Annotated in this window: 24 protein-coding genes and 1 tRNA gene; 12 read left to right on the forward strand and 13 right to left on the reverse strand. The window is 69.7% G+C overall.

The window, feature by feature from the left end; genetic code table 11:
* Positions 1-82: 82 nt before the first annotated feature.
* Positions 83-1,303 (forward strand): MFS transporter, encoded by a 1,221-nt coding sequence (locus E3O46_RS10935; RefSeq protein ID WP_134446710.1) that lies wholly within the window; start codon positions 83-85, stop codon positions 1,301-1,303.
* Here E3O46_RS10935 and E3O46_RS10940 read toward each other — a convergent pair.
* From E3O46_RS10940 to E3O46_RS10950, 3 genes are read right to left on the reverse strand one after another with little or no spacing between them, the layout of a single operon-like run.
* On the reverse strand, positions 1,243-2,088 hold the full coding sequence (locus E3O46_RS10940; protein ID WP_134446709.1) for a transglutaminase family protein: 846 nt from the start codon (positions 2,086-2,088) through the stop codon (positions 1,243-1,245). The genes E3O46_RS10935 and E3O46_RS10940 overlap by 61 nt on opposite strands.
* Complete coding sequence (locus E3O46_RS10945; protein WP_134446707.1) at positions 2,085-3,014, reverse strand: alpha-E domain-containing protein; 930 nt, start codon at positions 3,012-3,014, stop codon at positions 2,085-2,087. Before E3O46_RS10945 ends, E3O46_RS10940 begins: the two co-directional genes overlap by 4 nt.
* Entirely contained in the window at positions 3,008-4,729 is a 1,722-nt protein-coding gene (locus E3O46_RS10950) for a circularly permuted type 2 ATP-grasp protein (protein WP_134558066.1), read from the reverse strand. Before E3O46_RS10950 ends, E3O46_RS10945 begins: the two co-directional genes overlap by 7 nt.
* Positions 4,730-4,899: 170 nt before the next feature.
* Here E3O46_RS10950 and E3O46_RS10955 point away from each other — a divergent pair, with 170 nt between their 5' ends.
* Positions 4,900-5,820: an ABC transporter ATP-binding protein gene (locus E3O46_RS10955; protein WP_166791060.1), complete on the forward strand. Its 921-nt coding sequence runs from the start codon at positions 4,900-4,902 to the stop codon at positions 5,818-5,820.
* Here E3O46_RS10955 and E3O46_RS10960 read toward each other — a convergent pair.
* The 3 genes from E3O46_RS10960 to E3O46_RS10970 form a co-directional block, all read right to left on the reverse strand.
* Complete coding sequence (locus E3O46_RS10960; protein WP_166791061.1) at positions 5,739-6,494, reverse strand: GntR family transcriptional regulator; 756 nt, start codon at positions 6,492-6,494, stop codon at positions 5,739-5,741. The genes E3O46_RS10955 and E3O46_RS10960 overlap by 82 nt on opposite strands.
* Before the next feature lie 149 nt (positions 6,495-6,643).
* On the reverse strand, positions 6,644-7,837 hold the full coding sequence (locus E3O46_RS10965; RefSeq protein ID WP_134558069.1) for an acyl-CoA dehydrogenase family protein: 1,194 nt from the start codon (positions 7,835-7,837) through the stop codon (positions 6,644-6,646).
* On the reverse strand, positions 7,834-9,153 hold the full coding sequence (locus E3O46_RS10970; RefSeq protein ID WP_134561690.1) for a CaiB/BaiF CoA transferase family protein: 1,320 nt from the start codon (positions 9,151-9,153) through the stop codon (positions 7,834-7,836). The genes E3O46_RS10965 and E3O46_RS10970 overlap by 4 nt, the downstream gene beginning before the upstream one ends.
* 137 nt (positions 9,154-9,290) lie before the next feature.
* On the opposite strand from E3O46_RS10970, the gene E3O46_RS10975 reads away from it, so the two are divergent.
* The 4 genes from E3O46_RS10975 (at position 9,291) to E3O46_RS10990 (ending at position 14,115) form a co-directional block, all read left to right on the forward strand.
* Entirely contained in the window at positions 9,291-10,067 is a 777-nt protein-coding gene (locus E3O46_RS10975; RefSeq protein ID WP_241975177.1) for a FadR/GntR family transcriptional regulator, read from the forward strand.
* Between the two features lie 10 nt (positions 10,068-10,077).
* The gene (locus E3O46_RS10980; protein WP_134561691.1) at positions 10,078-10,896 is read left to right on the forward strand and encodes a cache domain-containing protein; all 819 of its coding nucleotides are present in this window, start codon (positions 10,078-10,080) and stop codon (positions 10,894-10,896) included.
* A 107-nt stretch (positions 10,897-11,003) separates the two neighbouring features.
* The gene (locus E3O46_RS10985) at positions 11,004-12,437 is read left to right on the forward strand and encodes an aminobutyraldehyde dehydrogenase (protein ID WP_134446691.1); all 1,434 of its coding nucleotides are present in this window, start codon (positions 11,004-11,006) and stop codon (positions 12,435-12,437) included.
* A gap of 115 nt (positions 12,438-12,552) precedes the next feature.
* Positions 12,553-14,115 (forward strand): APC family permease, encoded by a 1,563-nt coding sequence (locus E3O46_RS10990; protein ID WP_134561692.1) that lies wholly within the window; start codon positions 12,553-12,555, stop codon positions 14,113-14,115.
* Between the two features lie 77 nt (positions 14,116-14,192).
* On the opposite strand, the gene rplA is transcribed toward E3O46_RS10990, so the two are convergent.
* From rplA to E3O46_RS11015, 5 genes are all read right to left on the reverse strand, one after another.
* On the reverse strand, positions 14,193-14,882 hold the full coding sequence (rplA, locus tag E3O46_RS10995; RefSeq protein WP_134446689.1) for a 50S ribosomal protein L1: 690 nt from the start codon (positions 14,880-14,882) through the stop codon (positions 14,193-14,195).
* Between the two features lie 89 nt (positions 14,883-14,971).
* Positions 14,972-15,403, reverse strand: coding sequence for a 50S ribosomal protein L11 (gene rplK, locus E3O46_RS11000; protein ID WP_134446687.1), 432 nt, complete (start codon positions 15,401-15,403; stop codon positions 14,972-14,974).
* 84 nt (positions 15,404-15,487) lie between these two features.
* A complete protein-coding gene (gene nusG / locus E3O46_RS11005; protein ID WP_134446685.1) occupies positions 15,488-16,486 on the reverse strand; it encodes a transcription termination/antitermination protein NusG in 999 nt (332 codons plus the stop codon).
* Positions 16,487-16,586: 100 nt separating this feature from the next.
* Positions 16,587-16,862, reverse strand: a complete 276-nt coding sequence (secE, locus tag E3O46_RS11010; protein WP_134446683.1) for a preprotein translocase subunit SecE — start codon at positions 16,860-16,862, stop codon at positions 16,587-16,589.
* A 42-nt stretch (positions 16,863-16,904) separates the two neighbouring features.
* A tRNA-Trp gene (locus E3O46_RS11015) sits at positions 16,905-16,977 on the reverse strand.
* 183 nt (positions 16,978-17,160) lie between these two features.
* On the opposite strand from E3O46_RS11015, the gene E3O46_RS11020 reads away from it, so the two are divergent.
* From E3O46_RS11020 to E3O46_RS11040, 5 genes are all read left to right on the forward strand, one after another.
* Positions 17,161-18,363 carry a pyridoxal phosphate-dependent aminotransferase gene (locus tag E3O46_RS11020; protein WP_166791062.1) on the forward strand — a complete coding sequence of 401 codons (1,203 nt, stop codon included), beginning with the start codon at positions 17,161-17,163 and terminating at the stop codon, positions 18,361-18,363.
* 94 nt (positions 18,364-18,457) lie between these two features.
* Positions 18,458-19,417, forward strand: a complete 960-nt coding sequence (locus E3O46_RS11025) for an ABC transporter ATP-binding protein (protein WP_134561694.1) — start codon at positions 18,458-18,460, stop codon at positions 19,415-19,417.
* The gene (locus E3O46_RS11030; RefSeq protein WP_134561695.1) at positions 19,414-20,277 is read left to right on the forward strand and encodes an ABC transporter permease; all 864 of its coding nucleotides are present in this window, start codon (positions 19,414-19,416) and stop codon (positions 20,275-20,277) included. The genes E3O46_RS11025 and E3O46_RS11030 overlap by 4 nt, the downstream gene beginning before the upstream one ends.
* Before the next feature lie 42 nt (positions 20,278-20,319).
* Complete coding sequence (locus E3O46_RS11035; protein WP_134561696.1) at positions 20,320-21,567, forward strand: sensor histidine kinase; 1,248 nt, start codon at positions 20,320-20,322, stop codon at positions 21,565-21,567.
* The gene (locus E3O46_RS11040; RefSeq protein WP_134446674.1) at positions 21,564-22,187 is read left to right on the forward strand and encodes a response regulator; all 624 of its coding nucleotides are present in this window, start codon (positions 21,564-21,566) and stop codon (positions 22,185-22,187) included. Before E3O46_RS11035 ends, E3O46_RS11040 begins: the two co-directional genes overlap by 4 nt.
* 36 nt (positions 22,188-22,223) lie before the next feature.
* Here the strand turns inward: E3O46_RS11040 and E3O46_RS11045 are convergent, their stop codons facing one another.
* Positions 22,224-23,027 carry a LuxR C-terminal-related transcriptional regulator gene (locus E3O46_RS11045; protein ID WP_134561697.1) on the reverse strand — a complete coding sequence of 268 codons (804 nt, stop codon included), beginning with the start codon at positions 23,025-23,027 and terminating at the stop codon, positions 22,224-22,226.
* A complete protein-coding gene (locus E3O46_RS11050) occupies positions 23,024-24,544 on the reverse strand; it encodes an ATP-binding protein (protein ID WP_134561698.1) in 1,521 nt (506 codons plus the stop codon). Before E3O46_RS11050 ends, E3O46_RS11045 begins: the two co-directional genes overlap by 4 nt.
* 112 nt (positions 24,545-24,656) lie before the next feature.
* Here E3O46_RS11050 and E3O46_RS11055 point away from each other — a divergent pair.
* The coding region (locus tag E3O46_RS11055; RefSeq protein ID WP_166791063.1) for a PspC domain-containing protein at positions 24,657-25,358 on the forward strand (702 nt) is incomplete at its 3' end.

A 25,358-nucleotide genomic window follows, 5' to 3' on the forward strand; every position in this document is an offset into this window, starting at 1 on the left:
TATTAATGACGCGCCTGCAACTAACAGCGTACGCAGTATGACCGCGTAAGTACAGTTTTCCGCCCCCCAAGGAGTCTCCCGCATGCCCATTGGTCTTTTCGCCCTCGCACTCGGAGGGTTCGGCATCGGACTCACCGAGTTCGTCATCATGGGCCTCCTGCCGGACCTCGCCTCCGATTTCGGCGTGAGCGAGGCGGCGGCCGGCTGGCTCATCTCCGGCTACGCCCTGAGCGTGGTCATCGGAGCACTCGGCCTCACCGCTGCCGTCACCCGGCTGCCACGCAAGCACGTGCTCATCGCGCTGATGGGGCTTTTCATCCTCGGCAACCTGATCTCGGCGCTCGCACCGACCTACCCGGTCATGATGCTCGGCCGCATCGTCGCCGCCCTCTGCCACGGTGCGTTCTTCGGCATCGGCTCGGTGCTCGCCGCCGACATGGTCGCCCCGACGAAGAAGGCGGGTGCCATCGCGATCATGTTCACGGGCCTCACCGTCGCGAACGTGCTCGGCGTGCCGTTCGGAACCCTCCTCGGCCAGAACCTCGGCTGGCGGGCGACGTTCTGGGCGATCACCGCGATCGGCGTGCTCGCCCTGGTCGGCATCGCGACGCTCGTGCCCGCGACCGCGCACGCCACGGCCGGCGCCGGCGGTCTCCGCGGCGAGCTCAGGGCCTTCCGCTCGAGCCAGGTCTGGCTCTCGATCGCCGTGACCGTGCTCGGCTACGGGGGCATGTTCGGCGCGTTCACCTACATCGCCTTCACCCTCACCGAGGTCAGCGGCTTCGCCGCCGCGAGCGTGCCCTGGCTACTCGTCCTCTTCGGGGTCGGCCTGTTCGTCGGCAACGTCCTCGGCGGCAAGGCGGCCGACCGTTCCGTCGACCGGACCCTCATCGTCGTCCTGGCGGCGCTCGCCGTCGTCCTCGTCGCCTTCGCGCTGACCGCGGGCAGCCAGGGCGCGACGATCGCCTCGCTCGTCCTCCTCGGCGGGTTCGGTTTCGCAACCGTCCCCGGCCTGCAGATGCGGGTGATGAGCTACGCGAGCGAGGCGCCCACGCTCGCCTCCGGCGCGAACATCGCCGCTTTCAACCTCGGCAACGCGCTCGGCGCCCTGCTCGGCGGTCTCACGATCAGCGCGGGCCTCGGCTACACCTCGCCGATCTGGGCCGGCGCGGTCGTCACCGTGGCCGGTCTCGCCGTCATGCTGGTCGCCGCAGCCCGCGCCCGCCGTTCCCGCCCGGCCGATCAGGCCTCGCGGGTGATCTCGACCGTGACGAAGAGCTGGGAGCCCGCTGAGCCTGCGTAGACGCCGCGGAGCGGCGGCACGTCGTTGTAGTCACGGCCGCGGCCGACGGAGACGTGCCGGTCACCGATCTCGATGAGGTTCGTCGGGTCGAATCCGCGCCACTCGCCACAGAACCACTCGACCCAGGCGTGGGATTCGCCCGTGACGGTCTCGCCGACCTCGGCGTTCGGCTTCGGGTGCAGGTAGCCGGAGACGTACCGGGCCGGGATCCCGACCGAGCGCAGGGCTCCGAGGGCGATGTGTGTGATGTCCTGGCAGACCCCGCGCCGGTCGTTCCAGGCCTCCTCGGCGGTCGAGTGCACGCCCGTGACACCCTGGACGTACTGCATCTGGTCGCCGATCGCGGCACAGATCTCGTAGGCGGCCGAGCAGGAGCTCGTGTGGCGCGCGGCGATCTCGGCGGCGAGCGCCTCGACGTCCATCGGCGGTTTCGTCAGGCGGGTCTGCCGGGAGTGTTCGAAGAGCGTCGAGGTGCGCAGGGCGTCCGCGGCGAGGTCGACCCAGCTGTGTTCGTGGGTCTCGTGCTCACGCGGCCGGACTTCGACGAGGCTGTTGGCGGTGAGGATCAGCTCGGAATGCGGCGTCAGTACCTCGAACGAGGAGACCCGGGTGCCCCAGTAGTCGGCGTAGTAGTGGTTGCCCGCCGCCGGGCTGATCTCGAGGTTAGAGAACAGCACGAACTGGTCGACCGAACTGACCGGCAGCATCCGCGCCTCGTTGTATGACGCGGCGACTTCGCCCTTGTAGCGGTACCCGGTCGTGTGCCGGATCCGGAGGCGGTTCACGAGGCTTCCCCTGTCCAGGTCGGAACGTTCCCCTTGGGGAAGTACCGGTTGCCGATGGCTTCGGAAGCGGTGCTCGTCGCGTCCTGGACGCGCATCATCTGCAGCGGCAGGTCGTTCAGGATGTCCATGATCGGTCGGTACTCCAGTTGGCTGCGGATCTGGCCGAGCACCCGCTGGGCCTGGCCGGTGACGCCGGCCCGGTCTGTGCGCGGCTCGAGGTCGCGAAGGCACTGTTCGGCGCGCGAAACGGAGAAGACGATGGACCGGGGGAACAAGCGGTCCATCAGCAGGTATTCAGCGGCGTTCCGGGCAGAAGGCACTCCGCGGTAGGTGCGCAGGTAGGACTCGTACGCGCCGCAGGAACGCAGGATCGTCGTCCAGGACGGCCCGCTCGCCTCGGTCAGCGACCGGGTCGCGAGGAGGCGTGCCGTCATGTCGGCCTGCTCGAGGCTGCGCCCGAGGGTGAAGAAATGCCAGGCGTCGTCCCGGCTCGCACCGGCCTCGACGATCCCGACGGCGAGCGCGGCGCGTTCCCGCACCCACGCGAAGTAGTCGTGGGTCTTCTCACTCGCGACCTTGCGGGGCATCCGCGCGCTCGTCGTGTTGAGGCACTCCCAGAGTTCGGTCGGCACGATCTCCCGCGCACGACGGGCGTTCTCGCGTGCGGAGGTGATCGAGTACGCGATCGAAGCCGGATGCGTGCGGTCCATGGCGAGGGTGGCGAGAACGTCCTTGCGGGTCAGCTCTCCCTCATCGGGGACGGGGCTGCCCATCAGCTGGAGGAGCGACCGGCAGGCGAGGTTCTCCTCGATCCAGGGATCCTCGAGCAGAAGCTGGAGGTGCACGTCGAGGATGCGGGCGGTGCCGTCGCTGCGCTCGATGTACCGTCCGATCCAGAACAGGCTTTCTGCAATGCGACTCAACATTCCCGGTCCTCCTGCGCCGATGACTTCGATGCCGCCGGCGCCCCTGCGGACACCGGTTGCCTCCCCTGCTGCTGCTGCTGCTGCTGTTGTTGCTCCTGCTGGTCGCTGTTGCCCAGCGGTTTGTCCTGCGGCGAGTGGTCGACGGGGTGCGTGCCCGCGGCCGTCGCCTGGGTGTTCGCGGCCTGGTCGGCCACGAGGCCCTGGATGTTGCGCGCGGAGGACTCGTGGTAGAAATCGGGTTCGAGCCCGATCACCCAGGTGTCCTTCGACCCGCCGCCCTGGCTCGAGTTGACAACGAGCTCACCCTCGGGGAGCGCGACGCGGGTCAGCCCGCCCGGCAGCACCCAGACATCCGTTCCGTCGTTCACGGCGAAGGGGCGCAGGTCGGCGTGGCGCGGCCTCATGCCGTCCTCGACGAGGGTCGGGATGGTCGAGAGCTGCACGACGGGTTGCGCGATCCAGCCGCGCGGGTCCCGCAGCAGCTGCTTCCGCAGTGTCGCGAGCTCCGCCTTCGACGCGGCGGGCCCTACCACGAGGCCCTTGCCCCCCGACCCGTCGACGGGCTTGACCACGAGCTCGTCGAGCCGGTCGAGCACCTCTTCGAGCGCGAGGGGATCCTCGAGCCGCCAGGTGTCGACGTTCGGGATGATCGCGTCTTCGCCGAGGTAGTAGCGGATGAGATCGGGCAGGTAGGTGTAGACGAGCTTGTCGTCTGCAACACCGTTCCCGACCGCGTTGGCGATCGTGACGTTCCCGAGCCTGGCCGCCATCAGCATGCCGGGCGACCCGAGCTGGGAGTCCGCGCGGAACTGGAGCGGGTCGAGGAACTCGTCGTCGACCCGGCGGTAGATCACGTCGACCCGGGTGGGGCCCGCGGTCGTGCGCATCCAGACGCGCCCGCCCGAGCAGAACAGGTCGCGGCCCTCGACGAGCTCGACGCCCATCAGCCGGGCGAGCAGGGTGTGCTCGAAGTATGCGGAGTTGAAGACGCCCGGGGTGAGCACGACGACATTGGGGTCGTCGACCCCGGCGGGGGCGGATGCCCTGAGCGCCTGGAGCAGCTTGTTCGGGTAGTCGCCGACCGGGCGCACCCGCATCGAGACGAAGAGTTCGGGGAGCGTCTGCGCCATCACCCGACGGTTGGAGATGACATAGCTCACGCCGCTGGGCACCCGGACGTTGTCCTCGAGCACCCGCCACGCGCCCTTTTCATCGCGGATCAGGTCGATGCCGGAGACCTGGATGCGCACGTTGTTTGCCGAGACGATGCCGGCGGCCTGCCGGTGGAAATGGTTCGACGAACTGATCAGGCTCGCCGGGATGACGCCGTCGTGCACGGCGGCCTGGGGCCCGTAGATATCGGCGAGGAACGCCTCGAGGGCGAGCACGCGCTGCTTGATGCCGGCCTCGACGGTGACCCACTCCGGTTGCTCGATCACCCGCGGAACGGCGTCGAGCGGGAACGGACGCTCTTCCCCGGCGAAGTCGAACGTGACGCCCTGGGCGAGGTAGGAACTCGCGAGCGCCGCCGTGCGGCCCCGCAGCTCCTCCTGGGTCATTCTGGCCAGGGCGCCGTAGACGTCCTTGTACGCTGCACGCGTTTCCGTCGGAGTGAGCGAGGACGGATCCGGGAACATCTCGTCCCAGGCGCTCGCTGACCCCGTCCGTTTCCGACTCTTCGTAGTGGCACCGTAGCCGGTGAACAGGTCAACCATGGTCGGAGCGTAGTCGCCTCATGTTGCGGGATTGTTTCGCCACACCGGCCGTTATTTATGTATGCAAAGTGACGAAATTTCGGGGAGCTGATTCGACATTCTCGGGAATTTGGCGGAAGATGTGGTCAAGATTGCATACAGCACTGGGAGACGCGATGATTGGCCCGGCCGTGACCCCTTTCCCCGATCCCGAGCTCGCCGTCGCGGCGACCGGAGCCGGGAAACCGGCCGCCGCCGATCACCCGGACGAGGATCCCGTGCCTTCGCACGCCTTCCGGGCGAGTTCCGTGCTCGACGTGCGCGGGCTCGGCGTCTCGTCGGCGACAACGACCCTTGCCCCGGTGGATGCGATCACCCTGTCGGTCTCCCACGGCGAGTCCCTGGGCCTTGTCGGAACCGTGGCCGCCGGCGCGATCTCGGTGGCGCTCGCGATCGCGGGAGAACTCCCGGAGGGCGCCGCGATCGCGGCGGGCTCGATCCTCGTGGAGGGCGTGGAACTGGTCGGACCCGGTCGCGGCCCGGCGGCACGCCTGCTCGGCACCGTGATCGGTTACCTGCCCGCCGACCCGCTCAGCAGTTTCGACCGCACCCGGTCGGTGAGGAACCAGCTCGCCGGCGCCCTCCGAAAACGCATCGGCGTCACCCCGGACGTCGCGAAGCGGCACATCGTCGACCTGCTCGACCTGGTCGGTGTCGTCGATCCGGCCGCCAGGGCCCGGCAGTATCCGCAGGACCTCGACCCCGTCGTCCTCCACCGGGTGGTCCTGGCCGCCGTCCTCTCCGGCGACCCGGCCCTCGTCATCGCGGTCTCCCCCGGTGCGGGCCTGGAGCCGGACGCCCGGGCCGCGCACGCCACCCTGCTGCGCGACCTCTGGCACGCGAAGGAGTTCGCGCTCCTCGTCGCATCGACCGATTTCGAGATCGTCGCGGAGACCTGTGACCGGGTCGCGGTGGTCGAGGACGGCCGGATCGCCCTGCAGGGGTCTGTGGCCGAGATCCGGAATGCGCGCTACGGCGTGAAGTCGGCCAGGTCGGCCAGGTCGGCCGCGTCGATCGCCTCCGCGTCAAGCGGATTGGCGTCAGCGGGCTGAGCGGCGCCAGGCGTGACGGCGGTAGCGTCGCCCTGGTCCCAGCTCTGCACCGAATTGCGTGCGGCCAGGATGTGCGACCGCATGGACGTCGAGGCCCAGAGCGCGTCGTGCGAGCGGAGGGCGGCCAGGATGTCGCGGTGATGGTGATTGCTCACCGCGCGGAAAGATCCGCTGTCGCGCCGGAAGGCCTTTGCCATCAGTGGCACCCGGCCGACGAAGACGGTCAGGCGGGTGAGCTGGGCGTTCGCGGCGGCGGTGACGATGATGCGGTGGAACTCGGCGTTGAGTTCGCCGAGCCGGGAGATCCCGGCGTCGTCCTTCGCGAGCACGACGTCGTCCATCAGGGTGATCAGTTCGGCGAGACGGTCGAGGTCGCCGTCGGAGATCCGCACCGCGGCGAGGCCTGCCGCGCGGCTCTCGAGCATGGCCCGCAAGTAGTAGGTCTCGCGCATCTGCTCGGTCGTCCAGGCGATGACCGTCGCGCCCTTGTTCGGCACGAACTCGACGAGGCCGGTCTCGTCGAGCCTCCGCAGAGCTTCGCGGATCGGGGTGCGGCTGACGCCGAGTTCCTCGGCGAGCGCCTGCTCGCGCAGGGTGGCGTTACCCGGGATCTCACCGGAGAGGATGCGTCCGCGCAGGTAAGCGAATGCGGCCTGTCCGCCTGTTACCGACACTATTTCCACCCGATGTCCTTGTCGCCACGTACGCGTGTTTCAACTATGACACACGGCGTTCCGGCGACGACGGCGCGAAGGGCCGGGCGGGCCCGCCCGCCGCGAAGTGGGGGTACGTCCGGAAACGACCCGCCGGTGCCCTGGCCGGGTCAGAACGCCGGCATCCCCGTGAGAGCGCGACCGATCACGAGCTGGTGGATCTCGTCCGTGCCCTCGTAGGTGCGGACGGACTCGAGGTTGGCGAGGTGACGCATCACCGGGAATTCGTTCGTCACCCCGTCGCCGCCGAGGATCGACCGGGCGAGGCCGGCGATCCGGATGGCCTCGCGCACGCTGTTGAGCTTGCCGACGCTGATCTGGGCCGGGGAGAGGGTGCCGCGTTCCTTCAGCCGCCCGAGGTGCAGGGCGAGGAGGACGCCCTTCTCGTACTCGACGAGCATGTCGGCAAGTTTGGCCTGGGTGAGCTGCATGGCCCCGATCGGGCGGCCGAACACCTCACGACTGCGCGACCGGGCGATCGCAGCGTCGAGGCAGCTCCTGGCGGCCCCCATCGCGCCCCAGACGATGCCGAATCTCGCCTCGTTCAGGCAACTGAACGGGCCGGAGAGCCCCGTGGCGCCGGGGAGGACGGCATCGGCGGGCAGGCGCACCCCGTCGAGGGTGACGTCGCACTGGATGGACGCGCGCATCGAGAGCTTGCCAGCGATCGGTGTCGCGGTGAACCCCGCCGTCCCGGTGGGAACGAGGAATCCGCGCACCCCGGCATCCGTCTGCGCCCACACCACTGCGACGTCGGCGACACTCGCGAGGCCGATCCAGCGCTTCGTGCCCGTGAGCACCCAGTCGTCGCCGTCGCGCGTGGCGGTCGTTCGCATCGCGGCGGGGTCGCTGCCGCCGGTCGGTTCGGTGAGGGCGAAGCAGCCGATGAGGGAGCCGGCGGCCATGCCGGGCAGCCAGAGCTGCTTCTGGTCCTCAGTCCCGTACTTGTGGATCGCCGACATGGCGAGCGAGCCCTGCACAGAGACCAGGGTGCGCCAGCCGCTGTCGGCGGCCTCGAGTTCGAGGCAGACGAGGCCGTAGCTCACGGCGCTCGCGCCCGCGCAGCCGTAGCCCTCGAGGTGCATTCCGAGGAAGCCGGCCGCGCCGAGTTCGGGGACGAGTTCGGCGCGGAAGAACCGGTCCTCGAAGTCCTGCTCGATCGTGGGCAGGATGCGGTTGGTCGCGAACGCGCGGGCCTTGCGCGACCAGACGACCTCTTCTGGAGCGAGGAGGTCGTCGAGATCGAAGACCGAGTCGACGAGGGGGCTGGCGACGAGTGGGGTGGGGCGGCCTGATGCGGTCACGAGAGGTCCTGTTCGGTTCGGCGGAGCGCGGTGGGTGGTGCGGGAGTGGGCCTGAATGCGGGTGCGGGGACGGGTGCCGGTGCCGGCTCCGCCGAAGCGGCCGCGCCGAGGGCGCTGTGAGCGTCCGGCCCGAGCCAGTCGGCCCCTGCGTGTTCGCCGAGCCGGGGCGGAGGCAGCAGGTAGCCGGCCGGACGGTCGCCGAGGTGGATCGGATTGGCGACCTGCCGGCTGACGCGCCGCGGGTCCGAACCCGACACGAGCTCGACGACGGACGCGGTTCCGAGACCCTCGGCGAAGGCGAAGGCCTCGCTGATCGAGTTGACGAGTCCGGCTGGCACCCCGGCATCCGTGAGCGTGTCGACCCAGTGCGCCGCGGGATGGGCACGAAGGAGGGCTTCGAGGGCGGGCCGGAGGTCGGCGCGGTGCCGCACCCGGTCGGCGTTGCCGAGGAATCGCGGGTCGGTCACGAGGCCGGGTGCGCCGAGGAGGCGCACGAGCGTGCGGAACTGGGAATCGGTGCCGACGGCGATCACGAGGTCGCGGTCGGATGCCGCGAAGAGCTCGTACGGGGCGATGCTCGGGTGGGCGTTGCCGAGGCGCGCCGGAGAGTGCCCGGTTGCGAGGGTGCCCGCCGCCTGGTTGGTGAGCGCCGAGAGCAGGGTCGTCAGGAGGTCGACTTCGACGCGCCCTCCGGAGGCCCTGCTCGGGCCGGTGGCCTCGGCCGCGCCGGCATCGCCCCGGGAATCGCGTTCGCGGAGCGCGAGCAGGATGCCGCTGAGCGCGTTGAGTCCGGCGAGCACGTCCACGAGAGCGACGCCGACTTTGCTCGGCTCCCCATCGACCGGGCCGGTCACGCTCATCAGCCCACCGACGGCCTGCACGAGGAGGTCGTAGCCGGGGAGCCGGGCACCGGCACCGGCACCGAAGCCCGTGATCGAGCAGTAGACGACGCCGGGGTTCGCGGCGCGCACGGCCTCGTAGCCGAGGCCGAACCGCTCCATCACGCCGGGCCGGAAGTTCTCGACCACGACATCCGCCGTGGTCGCGAGGCGCCAGGCCGCCGCCCGTCCCTCGACGGTGCCGAGGTCGCAGACGACCGAACGCTTGTTGCGGTTGACCGCACCGAAGTAGGTGGACGCGCCCTGGGCATCCGTGGGCGGCAACCACTGCCGGGTGTCGTCCCCGGCCGGGCTCTCGATCTTGATCACGTCGGCGCCGAAGTCGGCGAGCATCATCGTGGCATACGGCCCGGCGAGCACGCGCGAGAAATCGGCGACCCTCAGCCGGGGTGCGCGGGCCGACGGTTCGTGCGGCATCAGCTCACCTCGGTCCCCATCGACGCGTCCGGCCGGCAACACCGACGGGACGCAGTTGTGATCCTATACCGAATGTTTTCGGTTCCGGCACCCGTCCGACAGTTCCCAGCATGCCACCGTCGGCTACATTGAAGTCTATGGAGGCACAGCTGCGACCCGGCGCCCGGGAGGCGATCTTCGCCCAGCTCATCGAGGCCGGCCGCGCCGAGCAGGTTGCCCGTCGCCTGACCGATGCCATCATCCTCGGCGTCCTCACGGCGGGCGAACGCCTGCCGAGCGAGCAGGAGCTCGCCCGCCGTTTCGGTGTCGCCCTGATCACAGTCCGCGAGGGCCTCGTGATCCTGCGCGAGACCGGCCTCGTCGAGACCCGTCGCGGCCGCGGTGGCGGCAGTTTCGTGATCCAGGCGGATGCCCCGGACGAGACGCTCCTGCACACCCGGCTCCGCGGCGTCGCCCACGTCGAGCTCTCGGACCTCGCGGTCTACTTCTCCACGATCATCGAAGGCTGCGCGGAACGGGCCGCGCTTCGCGCGGCACCGCAGGATGCCGATCGACTCTCCGAGTGGCTCGCCCAGGCCGACTGGGACCGCGACGCGGGCGCCCGCGCCAATGCAGGCGGCTTCTACCTCGAACTCGCGGTACTCAGCCAGTCGGCCCGGCTCGTGCGCGAACAGGTCCGGCTGCAGGCCGAGTTCGGCCCGCTCCTCCTGCTCGGGCTCGCAGACCCGTCGATGCGAGCCAGTGTCGCTGCCTGCAACACGGACGTCGTCGCGGCGATCCGGAGTGGCGACGGCCCGCACGCCCGCACCCTCGTCGCCGGGCAGGTGCGCGAACTAGCCGAGTGGCTGCATGCCGCGAAGACCAGGATCGAACGGGGAGGAACGCTCCATGCGGCATCCGCTGTCAGCGCCTGAAACACCGGTCGTGACGCCGGCCCCCCTCGCTCCCCAGGCCTGCGCCGCCGCCGTCAGCGCCGCGGTCGCCGACGTGTTCACGGTGCTCGAGGACTGGCGGGACCGGGTCGCCGCAGCGGTCCCGCTCACGACGACGACCGAACTCGACGCCCTCGTGGAGACGCTCGTCCTGCCGGCCCTCCTCGGCGAGGCCGAACCGGCCGCACACCGGGACGCGGCACAGCACGGCACGGCACAGCACGGCACGGCACCGCACGGCACGGCACCGCACGGCGCACCGGCCCTCCTGGTCGGCGCCGGCTTCATCGCGACAGCGGACTACCGGCCAGGCCGCCCCGCGCATTTCGCCTGGTGGCTCGGCCCGCTCGCGTCGAACCCCCTGCTCGGCACGACGCTCTCCCCCACCCGGCTCGACCTCGCGGCGCGGGTGCACACCGAATACCTGCGCGACTTCCGCGGCCTGGAGTGGTACCGGGTGCCGGAAGCCACCGGGCGGGCGCACGTCACGGGTCCGTACGTCGACCACCTGTGCACCTTCGATTTCATCGTGACCCTCACCCTCCCCGTGCAGGTCGACGGCGGCACGGTCGGCGTGATCGGGGCCGACGTGTCGGTCACCCGTCTCGAGCAGGCCCTGCTTCCGGTCCTGCTCGGACTCAGCGCGCCCGCCGCCCTCGTCAACGCGGTCGGCCGCGTCATGATCTCGACGGAGGCCACGCTCGCCGCGGGCGACATCGTGCCGAACCCGGGGCATCCGCTCACCGGCTATGACCGGGTGCCCTGCCCCGGGATTCCCTTCGATGTGATCGTCCGGCGCCCACCGGAATAAAAGATTGCATTTGGGATGATTTAGGGTATCGTCGGCCTCTGGGGAACTCCGCCCCGGGCGCCGCGGCCCTGGCCAGCGCCGACCAGACGCTTGGGAAAGGCCTGCGCATGTCCATCCGTGAACTCCGTAACTTCGTCAACGGGCAGTACGTCGCCTCCGCAGCGAGCGAGCAGCTCGACATCGTGAACCCCGCAACCGAGGAGGTCTACGCGCGCACCCCCGTGTCGACAGAAGCGGATGTCGCGTCCGCGTACTCCGCAGCGGCGACCGCCTTCGAGACGTGGGGCGAGACCACGCCCGGCGAACGCCAGCTCGCCCTGCTGAAGTTCGCCGATGCCCTGTCCGAGCGTGCGGAGGAGATCGCGGACGTCGAGAGCGAGAACACCGGCAAGCCGCGTGCCGGCCTCGTCGGCGACGAGGTCGACGTCATGATCGACCAGGTGCGCTTCTTCGCCGGCGCCGCCCGCGTGCTCGAGGGCAAGTCAGCCGGCGAGTACCTGAAGGACCACACCTCGTTCATCCGGCGGGAGCCGATCGGCGTGATCGGGCAGGTCACCCCGTGGAACTACCCGATGATGATGGCGATCTGGAAGATCGCCCCCGCCCTCGCTGCCGGAAACGCCGTCGTGCTGAAGCCCTCGGACTCGACACCCGTCTCGACGCTCCTCCTCGCCGAGATCGCCGCGGAGTTCTTCCCGGCCGGCGTCTTCAACGTCGTCATGGGCGACCGCACCACGGGCCGCGCCCTCGTCGCCGACCGGATCCCGCAGATGGTGTCGATCACCGGTTCCGTACGGGCCGGCATGGAGGTCGCGGGCACCGCGGCGCTCGACGTCAAGCGCGTGCACCTCGAACTCGGCGGCAAGGCCCCGGTGATCGTGTTCGACGACGCCGACATCGACGCCGCCGTCGAGGGCATCGCGACGGCCGCGTTCTACAACGGCGGCCAGGACTGCACCGCCGCCACCCGGGTCCTCGTCCAGGCCGGAATCCACGACGAGTTCGTTGCAGCACTCGCGGCGTACGCCCGGGTGAACGCGAGGACCGGCGGCCCGCGCGAGGACGGCATCCTCTTCGGCGCCCTCTCGAGCGCCGACCAGCTCGCCCGCGTGCAGGGCGTCATCGCGGGCCTGCCCGACCACGCGAACATCGCGCTCGGCGGGCACCGCCAGGGCGACCTCGGCTACTTCCATGAGGCGACGATCGTCTCGAACCTCCGGCAGGGCGACGACGCGGTGCAGAACGAGATCTTCGGACCGGTCATCACGGCCCAGAAGTTCACCGACGAGGCCGAGGCGCTCGCCTGGGCGAACGACGTGCAGTACGGCCTGGCCTCCTCGGTCTGGACCAAGGACCACGCGCGCGCGATGCGGATGGCCAAGCGCCTCGATTTCGGCTGCGTCTGGATCAACACGCACATCCCGCTCGTCGCCGAGATGCCGCACGGCGGCTTCAAGCACTCCGGCTACGGCAAGGACCTCTCGATGTACGGCCTCGAGGACTACACCCGCATCAAGCACGTGATGAGCTACATCGGCTGATCCACCCCTTTCGGGGCAAACATCCGGTTCTATAGCTTTCTCGCAATGGTGTCACTATGGTGGGCACACACAGCCTGCCGACGACGTCAGGATGCACCGCAGCCGAAAGGTCATGATGAGCGCAGATCAGCCCGGAAAGACGCCCGCCGCGAGGGGAATTGGTGACCAGGAGCACCTCAGGGTGCTCGGGTACGAGGATTCCTTCCACCGTTCGATGTCGCTGTGGGCCAACTTCGCCCTCGGCTTCACCTACCTCTCGCCGCTCGTCGGCGTGTACTCCCTCTTCGCGCTCGCCCTCAGCACGGGCGGGCCGCCCTCGATCTTCTGGATCCTGATCGTGGGCGCCGGCCAGCTGCTCGTCGCCCTCGTCTTCGGCGAGGTCGTCTCGCAGTACCCGATCGCCGGCGGGATCTACCCGTGGACCCGCCGGCTCTGGGGCAAGCGATACGCCTGGATGGCCGCCTGGGTCTACGTCTGGGCGATGCTCGTCACGATCACTGCCGTCGCCGAGTTCGGCAGCGGCTTCCTCGGCAGCCTGATCGACGCGCCGGTCACGAAGGAGGTCACGCTGGGCCTCTCGGTACTGTTCCTGCTGGTCGCCTTCGCGTTCAACTTCTCTGGCACGAAGATGCTCGGCCGGGTCGCCAGGATCGGCCTCGGCGCCGAGCTCATCGGCGTGATCGGGCTCGGGCTCTACCTGCTGATCTTCCAGCGCAAGCAGGAGTTCAGCGTCTTCTTCAGCACGATGGGCGTCGAGGGCGACGCCAACTACGCCGTCGCGTTCCTCGGTGCGGCACTCGCCGGACTGTTCCTGTTCTACGGCTTCGAAGCCTGCGGGGACGTGGCCGAGGAGGTCGCGAACCCGGCCAGGGGCATCCCGAGGGCCATGATCCTGACCATCCTCGTCGGCGGGGTCTCCGCGCTGTTCTCCTTCGGCGGCTATGTGATGGCGGCACCCGACCTGCAGGCGGTGGTCGACGGCAACGACATCGACCCGATCCCGGCGATCCTCGAGGCCTCGCTCGGAACCGTCGGCGCCAAGCTCTTCCTGGTCGTCGCGATCACGGCGTTCCTGTCCTGCGTGCTGAGCCTGCAGGCCGCGGCCAGCCGGTTGATGTTCTCCTTCGCCCGCGACGGGATGATCCCCGGCCACGCCTGGCTGTCCAAGGTGAGTCCGCGCACCGCCGTCCCGGTGAACGCGCTCATCGTCGCCTGCTCGATCCCGCTCGCGCTCTGCCTGCTGATCTACGCGGGCGGCAGCCTCACCCAGATCACGGCATTCGCGGTGATCGGCATCTACGTGGCGTTCCAGTCCGTCGTGCTCGCGGCGCTCCGCCAGAGGATCAAGGGCTGGCGTCCGGCCGGTCCGTTCAACCTCGGCAGGGCCGGCTTCGTCGTCAACGTGGTCGCCCTCGCCTACGGTGTCTTCGCGATGGTGTTGCTGGCGCTGCCCGGCAAGACGGGGGTCTTCCTCGACGACTGGATCGTGCTGATCGGGCTGGCGGTCGTGATGGGCGCGGGCCTGCTCTACCTGTTCATCGCGAAGCCGCACACGAATTCGCACCAGCCGGAGGGTGATGCGATCGCGGTCGCGGCGCTGCTCCGCGCGCATCCGGGCAATGCCGCACCCGGAGTCGTCGATCCGGGGAAGCCGCGCCCGACATCCGTCTCTGACTGACCGTCGCCAGAACGAGACGGGTACGACGAAGGGCCCGTCTTGCGACGGGCCCTTCGTTGTGGTGCTGGTGCCGGTGCTTAGATGGCGTTGACGTCGAGCGGGATGCCGGGACCGAAGGTCGTCGAGACGGCACCCTTCATGACGTAGCGGCCCTTGGACGAGCTCGGCTTGAGGCGGACGATCTCCTCGAGTGCTGCCGTGATGTTCTCGTTCAGCTGCTCGGCGGTGAAGGATGCCTTGCCGACGACGAACTGCACGTTGGCGTGCTTGTCGACGCGGAACGCGATCTTGCCGCCCTTGATGTCGTTGACGGCGCGGGCGACGTCGGTCGTGACCGTTCCGGTCTTCGGGTTCGGCATGAGGCCACGCGGGCCGAGGACCTTACCGAGACGACCGACCTTGCCCATGAGCTCCGGGGTCGAAACCGCGGAGTCGAAGGCGGTGTAACCGGCGGCGACCTTCTCGATGAGCTCGTCGCCACCGACCTCGTCGGCGCCGGCAGCGATGGCTGCCTCGGCCGCGGGGCCGGTTGCGAAGACGATGACGCGCGACACGCGGCCGGTACCGTGAGGAAGAATAACGGTTCCGCGGACCATCTGGTCAGCCTTGCGCGGGTCGACGCCGAGCTTCAATGCGACCTCGATGGTCGAGTTGAAGTTCGCGGAGCCGGTCTCACGCGCGAGCGTGACGGCCTCGGTGGGGGTGTAGAACTTGTCGGCCTCGATCTTCTCGGCCGCGGCCCGGTAGGCCTTTGACTTCTGTGCCATGTGAATCTCCTGAATATAAAGATTTGAGAGTGTGGTGCGAGCCTGGCCGGCTCTTCCACGTACTGCTGGTGGCGGATGCCTGGTTGAGGTTAGGCCTCGACCGTAACGCCCATGGAGCGTGCGGTGCCGGCGATGATCTTCGCGGCGGCGTCGATGTCGTTGGCGTTGAGGTCAACCATCTTCGCTTCGGCGATCTCGCGGACCTGCGCCTGGGTGAGCTTGGCCACCTTGACGGTGTGCGGGGTTCCGCTGCCCTTGGTGACGCCGGCGGCCTTCTTGATGAGCTCCGCTGCGGGCGGGGTCTTCAGGATGAACGTGAAGGAACGGTCGTCGTACACGGTGATCTCAACCGGGATGACGTTGCCGCGCTGGGATTCGGTCTGGGCGTTGTATGCCTTGCAGAATTCCATGATGTTCACGCCGTGCTGGCCCAGTGCCGGCCCGATGGGCGGTGCGGGGTTTGCGGCGCCGGCCTTGATCTGAAGCTTGATCAGACCAGTAACCTTCTTCTTCGGTGCCATGATTCTTCCTTCTTTTATGATGACGAGCTGCCGCGAGGCAACTCTCCCGGTGGCCCGGACGGGCCCCGGTGGTGGGGAAACTTACTAAAGCTTGGTGACCTGGTCGAAGCTGAGCTCGACCGGGGTCTCACGCTCGAACAGGGAGACGAGGACGATGAGCTTGCCGCTCTCCGCCTTGATCTCACTGATCGTGCCGGGCAGGCCCGCGAACGAGCCTTCCTTGATCGTGATGGTCTCGCCGATTTCGTAGTCGATCTCGGCGGGCAGTGCGCGGGTCGCGATCTTGCCGTGCGTGCCCGCGCCCTTGGCGGACGGCACGTCCTGGATCTCGACGAGGCTCTTCAGCATGCCGAAGGCCTCCTCGAAGCGCAGCGGCGTCGGGTTGTGCGCGTTGCCGACGAAGCCGGTGACACCCGGCGTGTGCCGGACGACGGACCAGCTGTCCTCGTTGAGGTCCATGCGGACGAGCACGTATCCGGGGATGCGCACGCGGGTGACCATCTTGCGCTGGCCGTTCTTGATCTCGACGACGTCTTCCATCGGAACCTCGACCTGGTAGATGAAATCTTCCATGGCCATCGACTGCTTGCGGTTCTCGATGTTCGACTTCACGCGACGCTCAAAGCCGGCGTAGGAGTGGATGACGAACCACTTGCCGGGCTGGAAGCGGAGTTCCTTGCGGAACTCGGCGTATGGGTCTTCGTCGACGGGCTCAGCGGATGCGTCAGCAGCGTCGGCCGCATCGGCTTCTGCATCGGCCGTGTCCGCGCCGCCGTCGACATCTTCCTCGTCGTCGACGGCTTCGGCGGCAGCCTCGGCCTCGTCGACGGAGTCGATGTCCAGGGCGTCGTCGACCTCCGAGTCGGCTGCGGGGTCGACCGCGCCGGCGAGGGCGTCGAGGGCGGCGTCGAGGTTGTCTTCAACGCCGACGCTGGGGTCGAAGACGTGGACGGCTACCTGTTCGGCGGCCTCCACGGACTCTTCCTCCGCTTCGTGGACGTTGCCTTCCTGTGCTTCGTCGTCGTCAGACGCCTGCTCGGCGGCGGTGGCCCAGTCGGCGTCGTCGTGATTCGTCTCAGTCACTAAATCTCAATCCTTCTGTAGTGCGCGGGCACGAAGACGTGTCCCGCGCAGCGTTGCCGTGAATCCTGGCCGTGCGGTCAGCCGCCTTGGCGGCGGCCGGTCAGCCGCTTGGTGTTCCGAAGACGTACGTGACGACGAGTGCGAACACCCAGTCGAGGGCGGAAACCAGCGCCATCATGATCGCTACGAAGACCAGCACGACAGCCGTGTAACTCAGCAGTTCCTTGCGGGTCGGCGTGACAACCTTGCGAAGCTCCGCCATCACCTGCTTCAGGAACAGGGACATCCGTGCGAACGGACCGCGTTTGCCGTCGCGAGCGAGTCGTGCGTCTGCGACGATTTCCTCACTGGGTTCGTCGACAACTTTTCGGGCCACCTGTTACACCTTTCATGGGCCGACGGAAATGCCACCGACTTGCAGGGCGGACAGGACTCGAACCTGCAACCTGCGGTTTTGGAGACCGCTGCTCTACCAATTGAGCCACCACCCTATGCAGCCGGATCGCCATGCGAACTCACACCACCCCCCGAAAAATACTCGAGAAAAAGGCGCAAAAAAGCATGGCAGATTTCAACTACCTCGATCAAGTCTAGGTCACACCGGCACGACTGTAAAGCTGGGGCCGCCGGGGCGGATGCTGGCCGCGCGGGTGCGGCCACCGTATGCTCGTTCTGTGGCTCACGAACTCAAGCGAATCTCTACCCGGATCGGCTCCATCGCGGAATCGGCGACCCTCAAGGTCGACAGCAAGGCCAAGGCCCTGCAGGCGGCCGGTCGACCGGTGATCAGCTTTGCGGCGGGTGAGCCGGACTTCCCGACGCCCGCGCACATCGTCGAGGCGGCGCTTCTCGCCGTGCGCGACCCGAAGAACCACAAGTACACGCCGGCCGCGGGTCTTCCCGACCTGCGCGAGGCCGTCGCGGCGAAGACGCTCCGCGACTCCGGCCTCGCAGTCTCCCCCGCCCAGGTGGTCATCACCAACGGCGGCAAGCAGGCCGTCTACCAGGCCTTCGCAACCCTGCTCGACCCGGGCGACGAGGTCATCGTGCCGACCCCGTACTGGACCACGTATCCGGAGTCGATCCGGCTCGCCGGCGGCGTCCAGGTCGACGTCTTCGCCGGAAGCGACCAGGGCTACCTCGTCACGGTCGAGCAGCTCGAGGCCGCCCGCACCGAGCGCACCAAGGTGCTGCTCTTCGTTTCGCCCTCCAACCCGACCGGCGCGGTCTACTCTCCGGAGCAGACCAAGGCGATCGGCGAGTGGGCGGAGGAGCACGGCCTCTGGGTCATCACCGACGAGATCTACCAGAACCTCACCTATGACGGCGTGCGCGCGGTCTCGATCGTCGAAGCCGTTCCGGCCCTCGCCGACCGCACCATCCTCGTCAACGGCGTCGCGAAGACGTACGCGATGACCGGCTGGCGCCTCGGCTGGATGGTCGGCCCGCTCGATGCCATCAAGGCGGCGGCGAACCTGCAGTCGCACCTCACCTCGAACGTGTCCAACGTGTCGCAGCGCGCCGCGATCGCCGCGCTCACCGGCCCGCAGGACGACGCGATCGCGATGCGGGAGGCCTTCGACCGGCGCCGCAGGCTCATCGTCTCCGAGATGAACAAGATTCCCGGCATGGTCACGCCGACGCCGCAGGGCGCGTTCTACGTCTACCCGAACGTGACCGGGCTGCTCGGCCGCACCTGGGGCGGCGTCACGCCGACGACCTCCCTCGAGCTCGCCGACCTGATCCTCGACCAGGCCGAGGTCGCCGCTGTTCCCGGCGAAGCGTTCGGCCCGAGCGGGTACCTGCGCTTCTCATACGCGCTCGGCGACGACCAGCTGCTTGAGGGCATCCACCGCCTGCAGCGCCTCTTCACCTGACGTCGCAGCCGGCCCCGCATCCACCGACCGGTGGATGCCAGGGTCGGCCGGGCGGACGCTTACGTTCCCGGGCCTCTGGTGGGATTCTTTCGGTATGAAGACCACAACTCCCGCGAGCAGCTCAGACCCCGTCGTGCGCGTGCGCGACCTGCACAAGTCCTACGGCGCGTTCGAGGCCGTCGCAGGCATCAGCTTCGACATCCGGCCAGGGGAGACCTTCGCGCTCCTCGGCCCGAACGGCGCAGGCAAGAGCACGGTCATCGAGATCCTCGAGGGCTACCGCGATCGCACGAGCGGTGAGGTGAGCGTGCTCGGCACCGACCCGCAGCACGGCGGCCTCGACTGGAAGGCCAGGCTCGGCATCGTGCTGCAGTCGACCGGCGAGAGCGGCAACGTCACGGTCGCCGAGCAGCTCGCGCACTTCGCGAGCCTCTACCCGAACCCCCGGCGGGTGGCGGAGGTGATCACGGCCGTCGGCCTCGAGGACAAGGCGAAGACCCGCATCAGCCGGCTGTCCGGCGGGCAGCGCCGGCGGGTGGATGTCGCGCTCGGCATCATCGGCCGGCCCGAACTGCTCTTCCTCGACGAACCGACCACGGGGTTCGACCCCGAGGCACGTCACCAGTTCTGGGACCTCGTGCGCAGCCTGAAGGCGGAGGGCACCACGATCCTGCTCACGACCCACTACCTCGACGAGGCCGCCCAGCTCGGCGACCGCGCCGGGGTGATCACCGGGGGCCGCCTGATCGACATCGGCGCGATCAACGAGATCGGCGGGGCAGAGGCCCGGGTGCCGCTGGTCCGCTGGCGGGATGCCGGAGGGGAGCCCCACGAGATCCGCACGGACCAGCCTGGCCGGGTCGTCGCCGAACTCGTCGCTGCGGGCGGCACTGCGGGCGGCGCGGAACCGGCCGAACTCGAGGTGATCCGCCCGAGCCTCGAGGACGTCTACCTCGGTCTCGTGCGCGAGAACCGCGCGGAAACCATTGCGGCGGCGTCCGCTGGTTCAGCTTCTGCTTTTGCATCTGACGACAGCACGGAGGTGCTCGCATGACCGCGATCGACACGACTGCCGGGACCGGCAGCATCCGCTCGGCCCGCCACGGTGTGCTGAGGCTCGGCCTCGCCCGGGTGTATTACGAAGCGCGTATGTACTTCCGCACCCCGGACAGCGTGTTCTTCACGTTCCTGTTCCCGTTCATCATGCTCGCGATCTTCACGGCCGCCTTCGGCTCGGCCGGCAACATTGGCAGCGCGCCCGATGGCAGCGGCGGCGTCAGCGTCGGCGCGTATTACCTTCCGGGCATGCTCGCGGCGGGGATGCTGCTCTCCGGGGTGCAGAACCTCGCGGTCGACATCGCAGGTGAGAAGAGCGACGGCACCCTCAAACGGCTCGGCGGCACCCCGCTGTCCCCGCTGAGCTACTTCATCGGGAAGATCGGGCAGGTGCTCGTCACCGGCACGATTCAGGCGGCCCTGCTGATCCTCGTCGCGCGGTTCGTGCTCGACATCGCCCTGCCGACCGACCCGGCCAGGTGGCTGACCTTCGCCTGGGTCTTCCTGTTCGGTGTGATCGCCTGCGCGTTCCTCGGCATCGCGCTCTCGGCGCTGCCGCGCTCCGGCAAGAGCGCGACCGCCGTCGTGATCCCGATCGTGCTGATCCTGCAGTTCATCTCGGGCGTCTACCTGCAGTTCTACGTGCTGCCCGACTGGATGCAGAACGTCGCGAGCCTGTTCCCGCTCAAGTGGATGGCACAGGGGATGCGCTCGGTGTTCCTGCCGGACAGCTTCGCGAGCCTCGAGCAGAACGGGGTCTGGGACCTCCCCCTCGTCGCGCTCAACCTCGGCATCTGGCTCGTGGTCGGGCTCGTGCTCAGCAGGGTGACGTTCCGCTGGATCCGCAAGGACAGCTGAACCGATGTTCCCCGGTCACGGCGAGCGTGGGAGGCTGGGCGCATGAGGATTCCGGCCATGACGACCCTGCGCTGGTGGGACGTCGCCGTCGGCGGGTCACTGCTCCTGATGGGGGTGCTCGCGGCCGCCGACCAGTACCGGTACGGGCACGAGCTGTCGCGGATCGGCGCGCTCGCGACGCTCGTCGTGATCGGCATCGGCCATGTCGGTTTCGGACGGCGCGCGATCGCCTGCCCGACCGGACGGACCGGTTCGGTCGCACTGGCCGCGATCGTCTTCCGCGGAGTGCTGATCGTCGGCGTGGGCGTCGCAGCGGCGTTCAATCCGAGTCTGGCGACGCTCCAGGCGATCGCCTTCCCGCTGCTCTGGACGCTCACCGATTCCTTCCTCGTCTCCGTGGCCCTGAGTGCACTCCTCGCGGCATCGGCGGGGGCGGGTCTCTGGCTGGGCATCGGCGGCACTCCCGCGGCCCTCGGGCAGGCGTATGCCACCGAAGGGATCTCCTTCGTCTTCGCGATCGCGATGGGCGCCTGGATCACCCGCATCGCCCGCGACGGCAGCACCCAACGGCGTCTCTACGAGGAACTCAGCCTCGCCCAGGACGAACTCGCCGCCCTGCACAGGGACGCCGGGAGCGCGGCCGAACGGGAACGCCTCGCCAGGGAGATCCACGACACCATCGCCCAGAGCCTGACGAGTCTCGTGATGCTCGCGCAGCGCGCGGGGAACGAGCTCGGACCGGACAGCGGGGCGAGGCCCACCGTCGAGCTCATCGAAGACACCGCCCGGCAGGCCCTGACCGAGGCGCGCAGCCTCGTCGCGGCGATGTCGCCCGTGCGGGTCGGAGATTCGACCCTGGCCGAGACCCTGCGCCGCCTCGCCGGGCGCTTCGAACGCGAGACCGGCATCCAGGTGCGGGTGATCCTCGCCGACACCGGGCTCGACGGGCTCGACCGGGAAAACGAGGTCGTGCTGCTCCGCTGCGCCCAGGAAGGCCTCGCGAACGTGCGCAAGCACTCCCGCGCGGGGGCGGCATCCGTTCGTCTCGAACACGTCGGCACGGATGCCGTCCTCACCGTGACCGACGACGGTCGCGGTCTCGGCGCCTATGCTCCCGCCCAGGAGAACGGGTTCGGCCTCTCGGGGATGCGCGACCGGCTCGCCCTCGTCGGTGGCCGGCTCACGGTCGGCGCCGGTGAGCGCGGCGGCACCGTACTGCGGGTGACCGTGCCGGCGGCGGAAGCCGGGCACCCCACGATCTCCGTCGAATCGGCGAGGCACGAGCGATGATCCGCGTCATCGTGGCCGACGACCACCCGATCGTGCGCGGCGGTATCGCGCTCCTGCTCGGCGGCGCCGGCGACATCGAGGTCGTCGGGCAGGCAGGGAACGGCGAGGAGGCCGTCGCGCTCGCGGCCGCGCTCAACCCCGACCTCGTGCTGATGGACCTGCGGATGCCGCTGCTCGACGGCGTCGCGGCGACCGCGCTCATCGTCGCGGCGAACGAGCGGACCCGGGTGCTGGTCCTCACGACGTACGAGAGCGACGACCAGATCCTCGCGGCCATCGCGGCCGGAGCGAGCGGGTACCTGCTCAAGGCCGCGCCCCAGGCGGAGATCATCGAGGGCGTGCGCTCGGTCGCGCGCGGCCAGACCGCGCTCGCACCGTCGATCGCGGCGATGCTCGTACACCGGGTGCGCACGGATGCCGCGCCGGCTCCGCGCCTGTCTGCCCGCGAACTCGACGTGCTCCGGCTTGTGTCGGCCGGCGAGAGCAACCCGCAGATCGGCCGGTCCCTGTTCATCAGCGAGGCGACCGTCAAGACGCACCTGCTGCACGCCTTCGAGAAGCTCGCGGTGAGCGACCGGACCCGCGCCGTGACCCGGGCGATGGAACTCGGGCTGCTGTAGCCCGGTCTCCGCCGCCTGCTTGGCTCGGCAGTGGGGCTAGAGCAGCTTGCGCTCGAGCGCCCAGGCGGTGAGTTCGTAACGGGAGGAGAGCTGCAGTTTGCGGAGCACCGCTGAGACGTGCGTCTCGACGGTCTTCGGCGAGATGAACAGGCTCCCGGCTACCTCCTTGTAGGTGTAGCCGCGGGCGATCAGCCGCATGACCTCCTGCTCCCGCGCGGAGAGGCGGTCGAGTTCTTCCGTCGTCTCTGCGGTCTCGCCGGCGACCGCGCCGAACGCGTCGAGCACGAACCCCGCGAGCCGGGGCGAGAACACGGCGTCGCCGTCGGCGACCCGGCGGGCGGCCTCGGAGACCTCGGCCCCCGATGAGCTCTTGGTGATGTAGCCGCGGGCCCCCGCCCGGATCACCCGGACCACGTCGTCGGCGGCGTCGGAGACGCTCAGCGCGAGGAACAGGGTGTGCGGCGCCCGGTGCGCGGCGTCGTGGATGACCTCGCTGCCGCCGCCACCGCGCCCGCCGGGCAGATGCACGTCGAGCAGCACCACCCGCGGCTGCAGTGCGACCACGAGCGCGATCGCCTCGTCGACCGTCGCGGCCTCACCGAGCACGCGGATGTCCGCGTCCAGTTCGGCGCGCAGGCCCGAGCGGAAGATCGAGTGGTCGTCGACGATCACGACGGGGAGACCGGCGGTCGAGGCGGGCAGGGTGGGCAGGGTGGGCAGGGTGGGCAGGGTGGGCAGGGTGGGCAGGGTGGGCAGGGTGGGCGGGGTGGGCGGGGTGGGCGGGGTGGGCGCGCTTCCGGGATCGGTGCCGGGGCCTGGGGTGCCGTGCGGCTCGCTCATGGGCGGCTCCCGTCGGCATCCGCTGCCGCGGGCAGGGTCCGGTCGGGGTGAACCGCTTCGACGGAGTTTTTCGGGTCTTCGATCGTTTCCGGGCCGCTCAGGTGCGTTGTCATCACAAAGTCCGTCGAATTGGTTGGGTGCGGGAGGGCAGGGTCTGCGGGAGCGGGCACCGTGGGCAGGGTGAGCAGGATCTCCGTGCCCGCGCCGCCGGGGCCGGGGCGCACGAGCGCGGTGCCGCCGAGGCGGCGCATCCGCCCGATGACGGACTCGCGGACGCCGTGCCGGTCGTCCGGCACGTCGTCGAGCCGGAAGCCCGGGCCGCGGTCGGTCACGCTGAGGCTCACCGCGTTCGCGCCCGTCTCGAGGTAGACGGACACCGGCCCGCCGGAGTGCCTCGCCGCGTTGAGCATGGCCTCGCGCCCCGCGGCGAGCAACCCCTCGGGGGCTGGGCCGAGGCTCGAGCCCGCACTCACGATGTCGAACTGCACCGGGAAGTCGGCCTCGAGCTCCGCCCCTATCCGGCGGAGGGCCGTCGGGAGATCGACGTCGGGGATGCCGCCGGCCCCGCCTGCACCGGCATCCGTTCCTGCGGCAGTACTCGCGGCCGTGCCCGCGGCAGTGCCGAAGCCGGTCCCGGTCCCGGTGAAGAGCCACTCGCGCAGCTCCCGCTCCTGGGCGCGGGCGAGCCGGGCCGCGTCGCTCTGCGGCCCGGCCTTCTGCTGGATCAGTGCGAGCGTCTGCAGCACCGAGTCGTGCAGGTGCGCGGCGATTTCGGCGCGCTCGGCCTCCCGCGCCCGTCCCGCGCGCTCGTCGGCGAGGTCGCGCGAGAGCCGCACGAGCCACGGCGCGATCACGACGACGACGCCGAGCAGCACCGAAGCGGATGCGATCACGACCGTCCACCCGTCGGGGCTGTCACTCGTCACGAAGAACAGCAGGATGCCGACGGCGACGAGCACGAGGGCGCCGAGCGCGCGCACGAGCAGGGCGGACGAGTGCTGCTCCGAACCGCCGCGGATGTCCGCGAACTGCCGCCAGGCGAGCGCGGTCCCCGACAGCACGACGATCGCGGGGATGACCACGGCGAGCGGGATGTCGGCGCCGAGCCGGCTCGCGACGAGAGTGAGACCGGCGGCGAGGAGCGCGAGCCCGAGCAGGATCTCCGTGATCGGAGCCGACCGGGCCGAGGACGCGGCGGCGGCGGCTCGCTCGGCCGCGGCATCCGCGGGACCGCCGAGGCCGTGGCGGGAGCCGGGGGAACCGGCGTACCCGGGCGCCGGCCGCGCGAGGCTCGCCTTGGGGAGCTCGGCGGCCCCGAACCGGACGGGGTTCGCCGTCGCGGTCGGCGTCGTCACCCAGAGCCAGGCGTAGAGCAGCGCGCCGGCCCCGCCGGCCAGGATGAGCAGCAGCGTCGCGGTGCGCACCACCGTCACGGACAATCCGGTGTGCTCAGCGAACCCCGCGCAGACGCCGGCGATGATCCGCTGGCGCGGCCGGGACATCCGCTCGGTTCTCATGTCTTCATCCAAGCACCCCGAAGGCCGCCCCGATCCGGTACGGCCAGATCTCAGGGTCCGTTCAGGGTTCTCCCCCATAGCAGCGCGCCATCGCGGGTGGTTGAGTGAAGTTATGACCGATCAACCGCGTAATCCGACATACCCGGCCGGCCCGGGCCCGTCGGGTCCAGACCAGCTCACCCGTTTCTTCGACTGGATCCGCCGCAGCGGCATGGTCCGCGGCGCAGACCGCTGGTTCGCCGGGGTCTGCGGCGCCATCGCCGGCCGCACCGGACTCGACCCGATCATCGTGCGCGGCATCGCGTTCGTGCTCGCCGTGCTCGGGGCGCCCGTGCTCTTCGTCTATGCGGTGGGCTGGGCGCTGCTCCCCAACGCACTCGGCCGCATCCACGCCGAGGAAGCCCTCCGCGGCCGCTTCGAGCCCGCCATGATCGGGATCGGCGCCGTCCTCCTCCTGACCGTCGTGCCGTTCACCCGCGGATTCTGGTGGGACGGCCCTCCCGCGGCCTGGGGCATGCCCGGCTGGCTGAGCACGTCGCTGAGCGCAGCGTGGGGCCTCGCGGTCGTTGCCGGCATCGTCTGGCTCGTGCTCTACCTCGTGCGCCGCGGTCCTGGCAGCGGCGGGTCTTCCGGCGGCGGAAACGGTGGCGGCTACGGTTCCGGTCCGGGCGAGCGCCCGCGCCCCACCTCGGGCTACGGCTCAGCGGCGGATGCCGGTTCGACCCCGCCCGCGCCCGGCGCGCCCCCCGTTCCTCCGGCTCCGCCGGCTCCACCCGCGCCCGGCGCCGCGGCCTCTGCCGGCACCGCCGGCCCG

Origin of the sequence: Cryobacterium glucosi, assembly GCF_004402235.1 — a bacterium.
Taxonomy (GTDB): domain Bacteria; phylum Actinomycetota; class Actinomycetes; order Actinomycetales; family Microbacteriaceae; genus Cryobacterium; species Cryobacterium glucosi.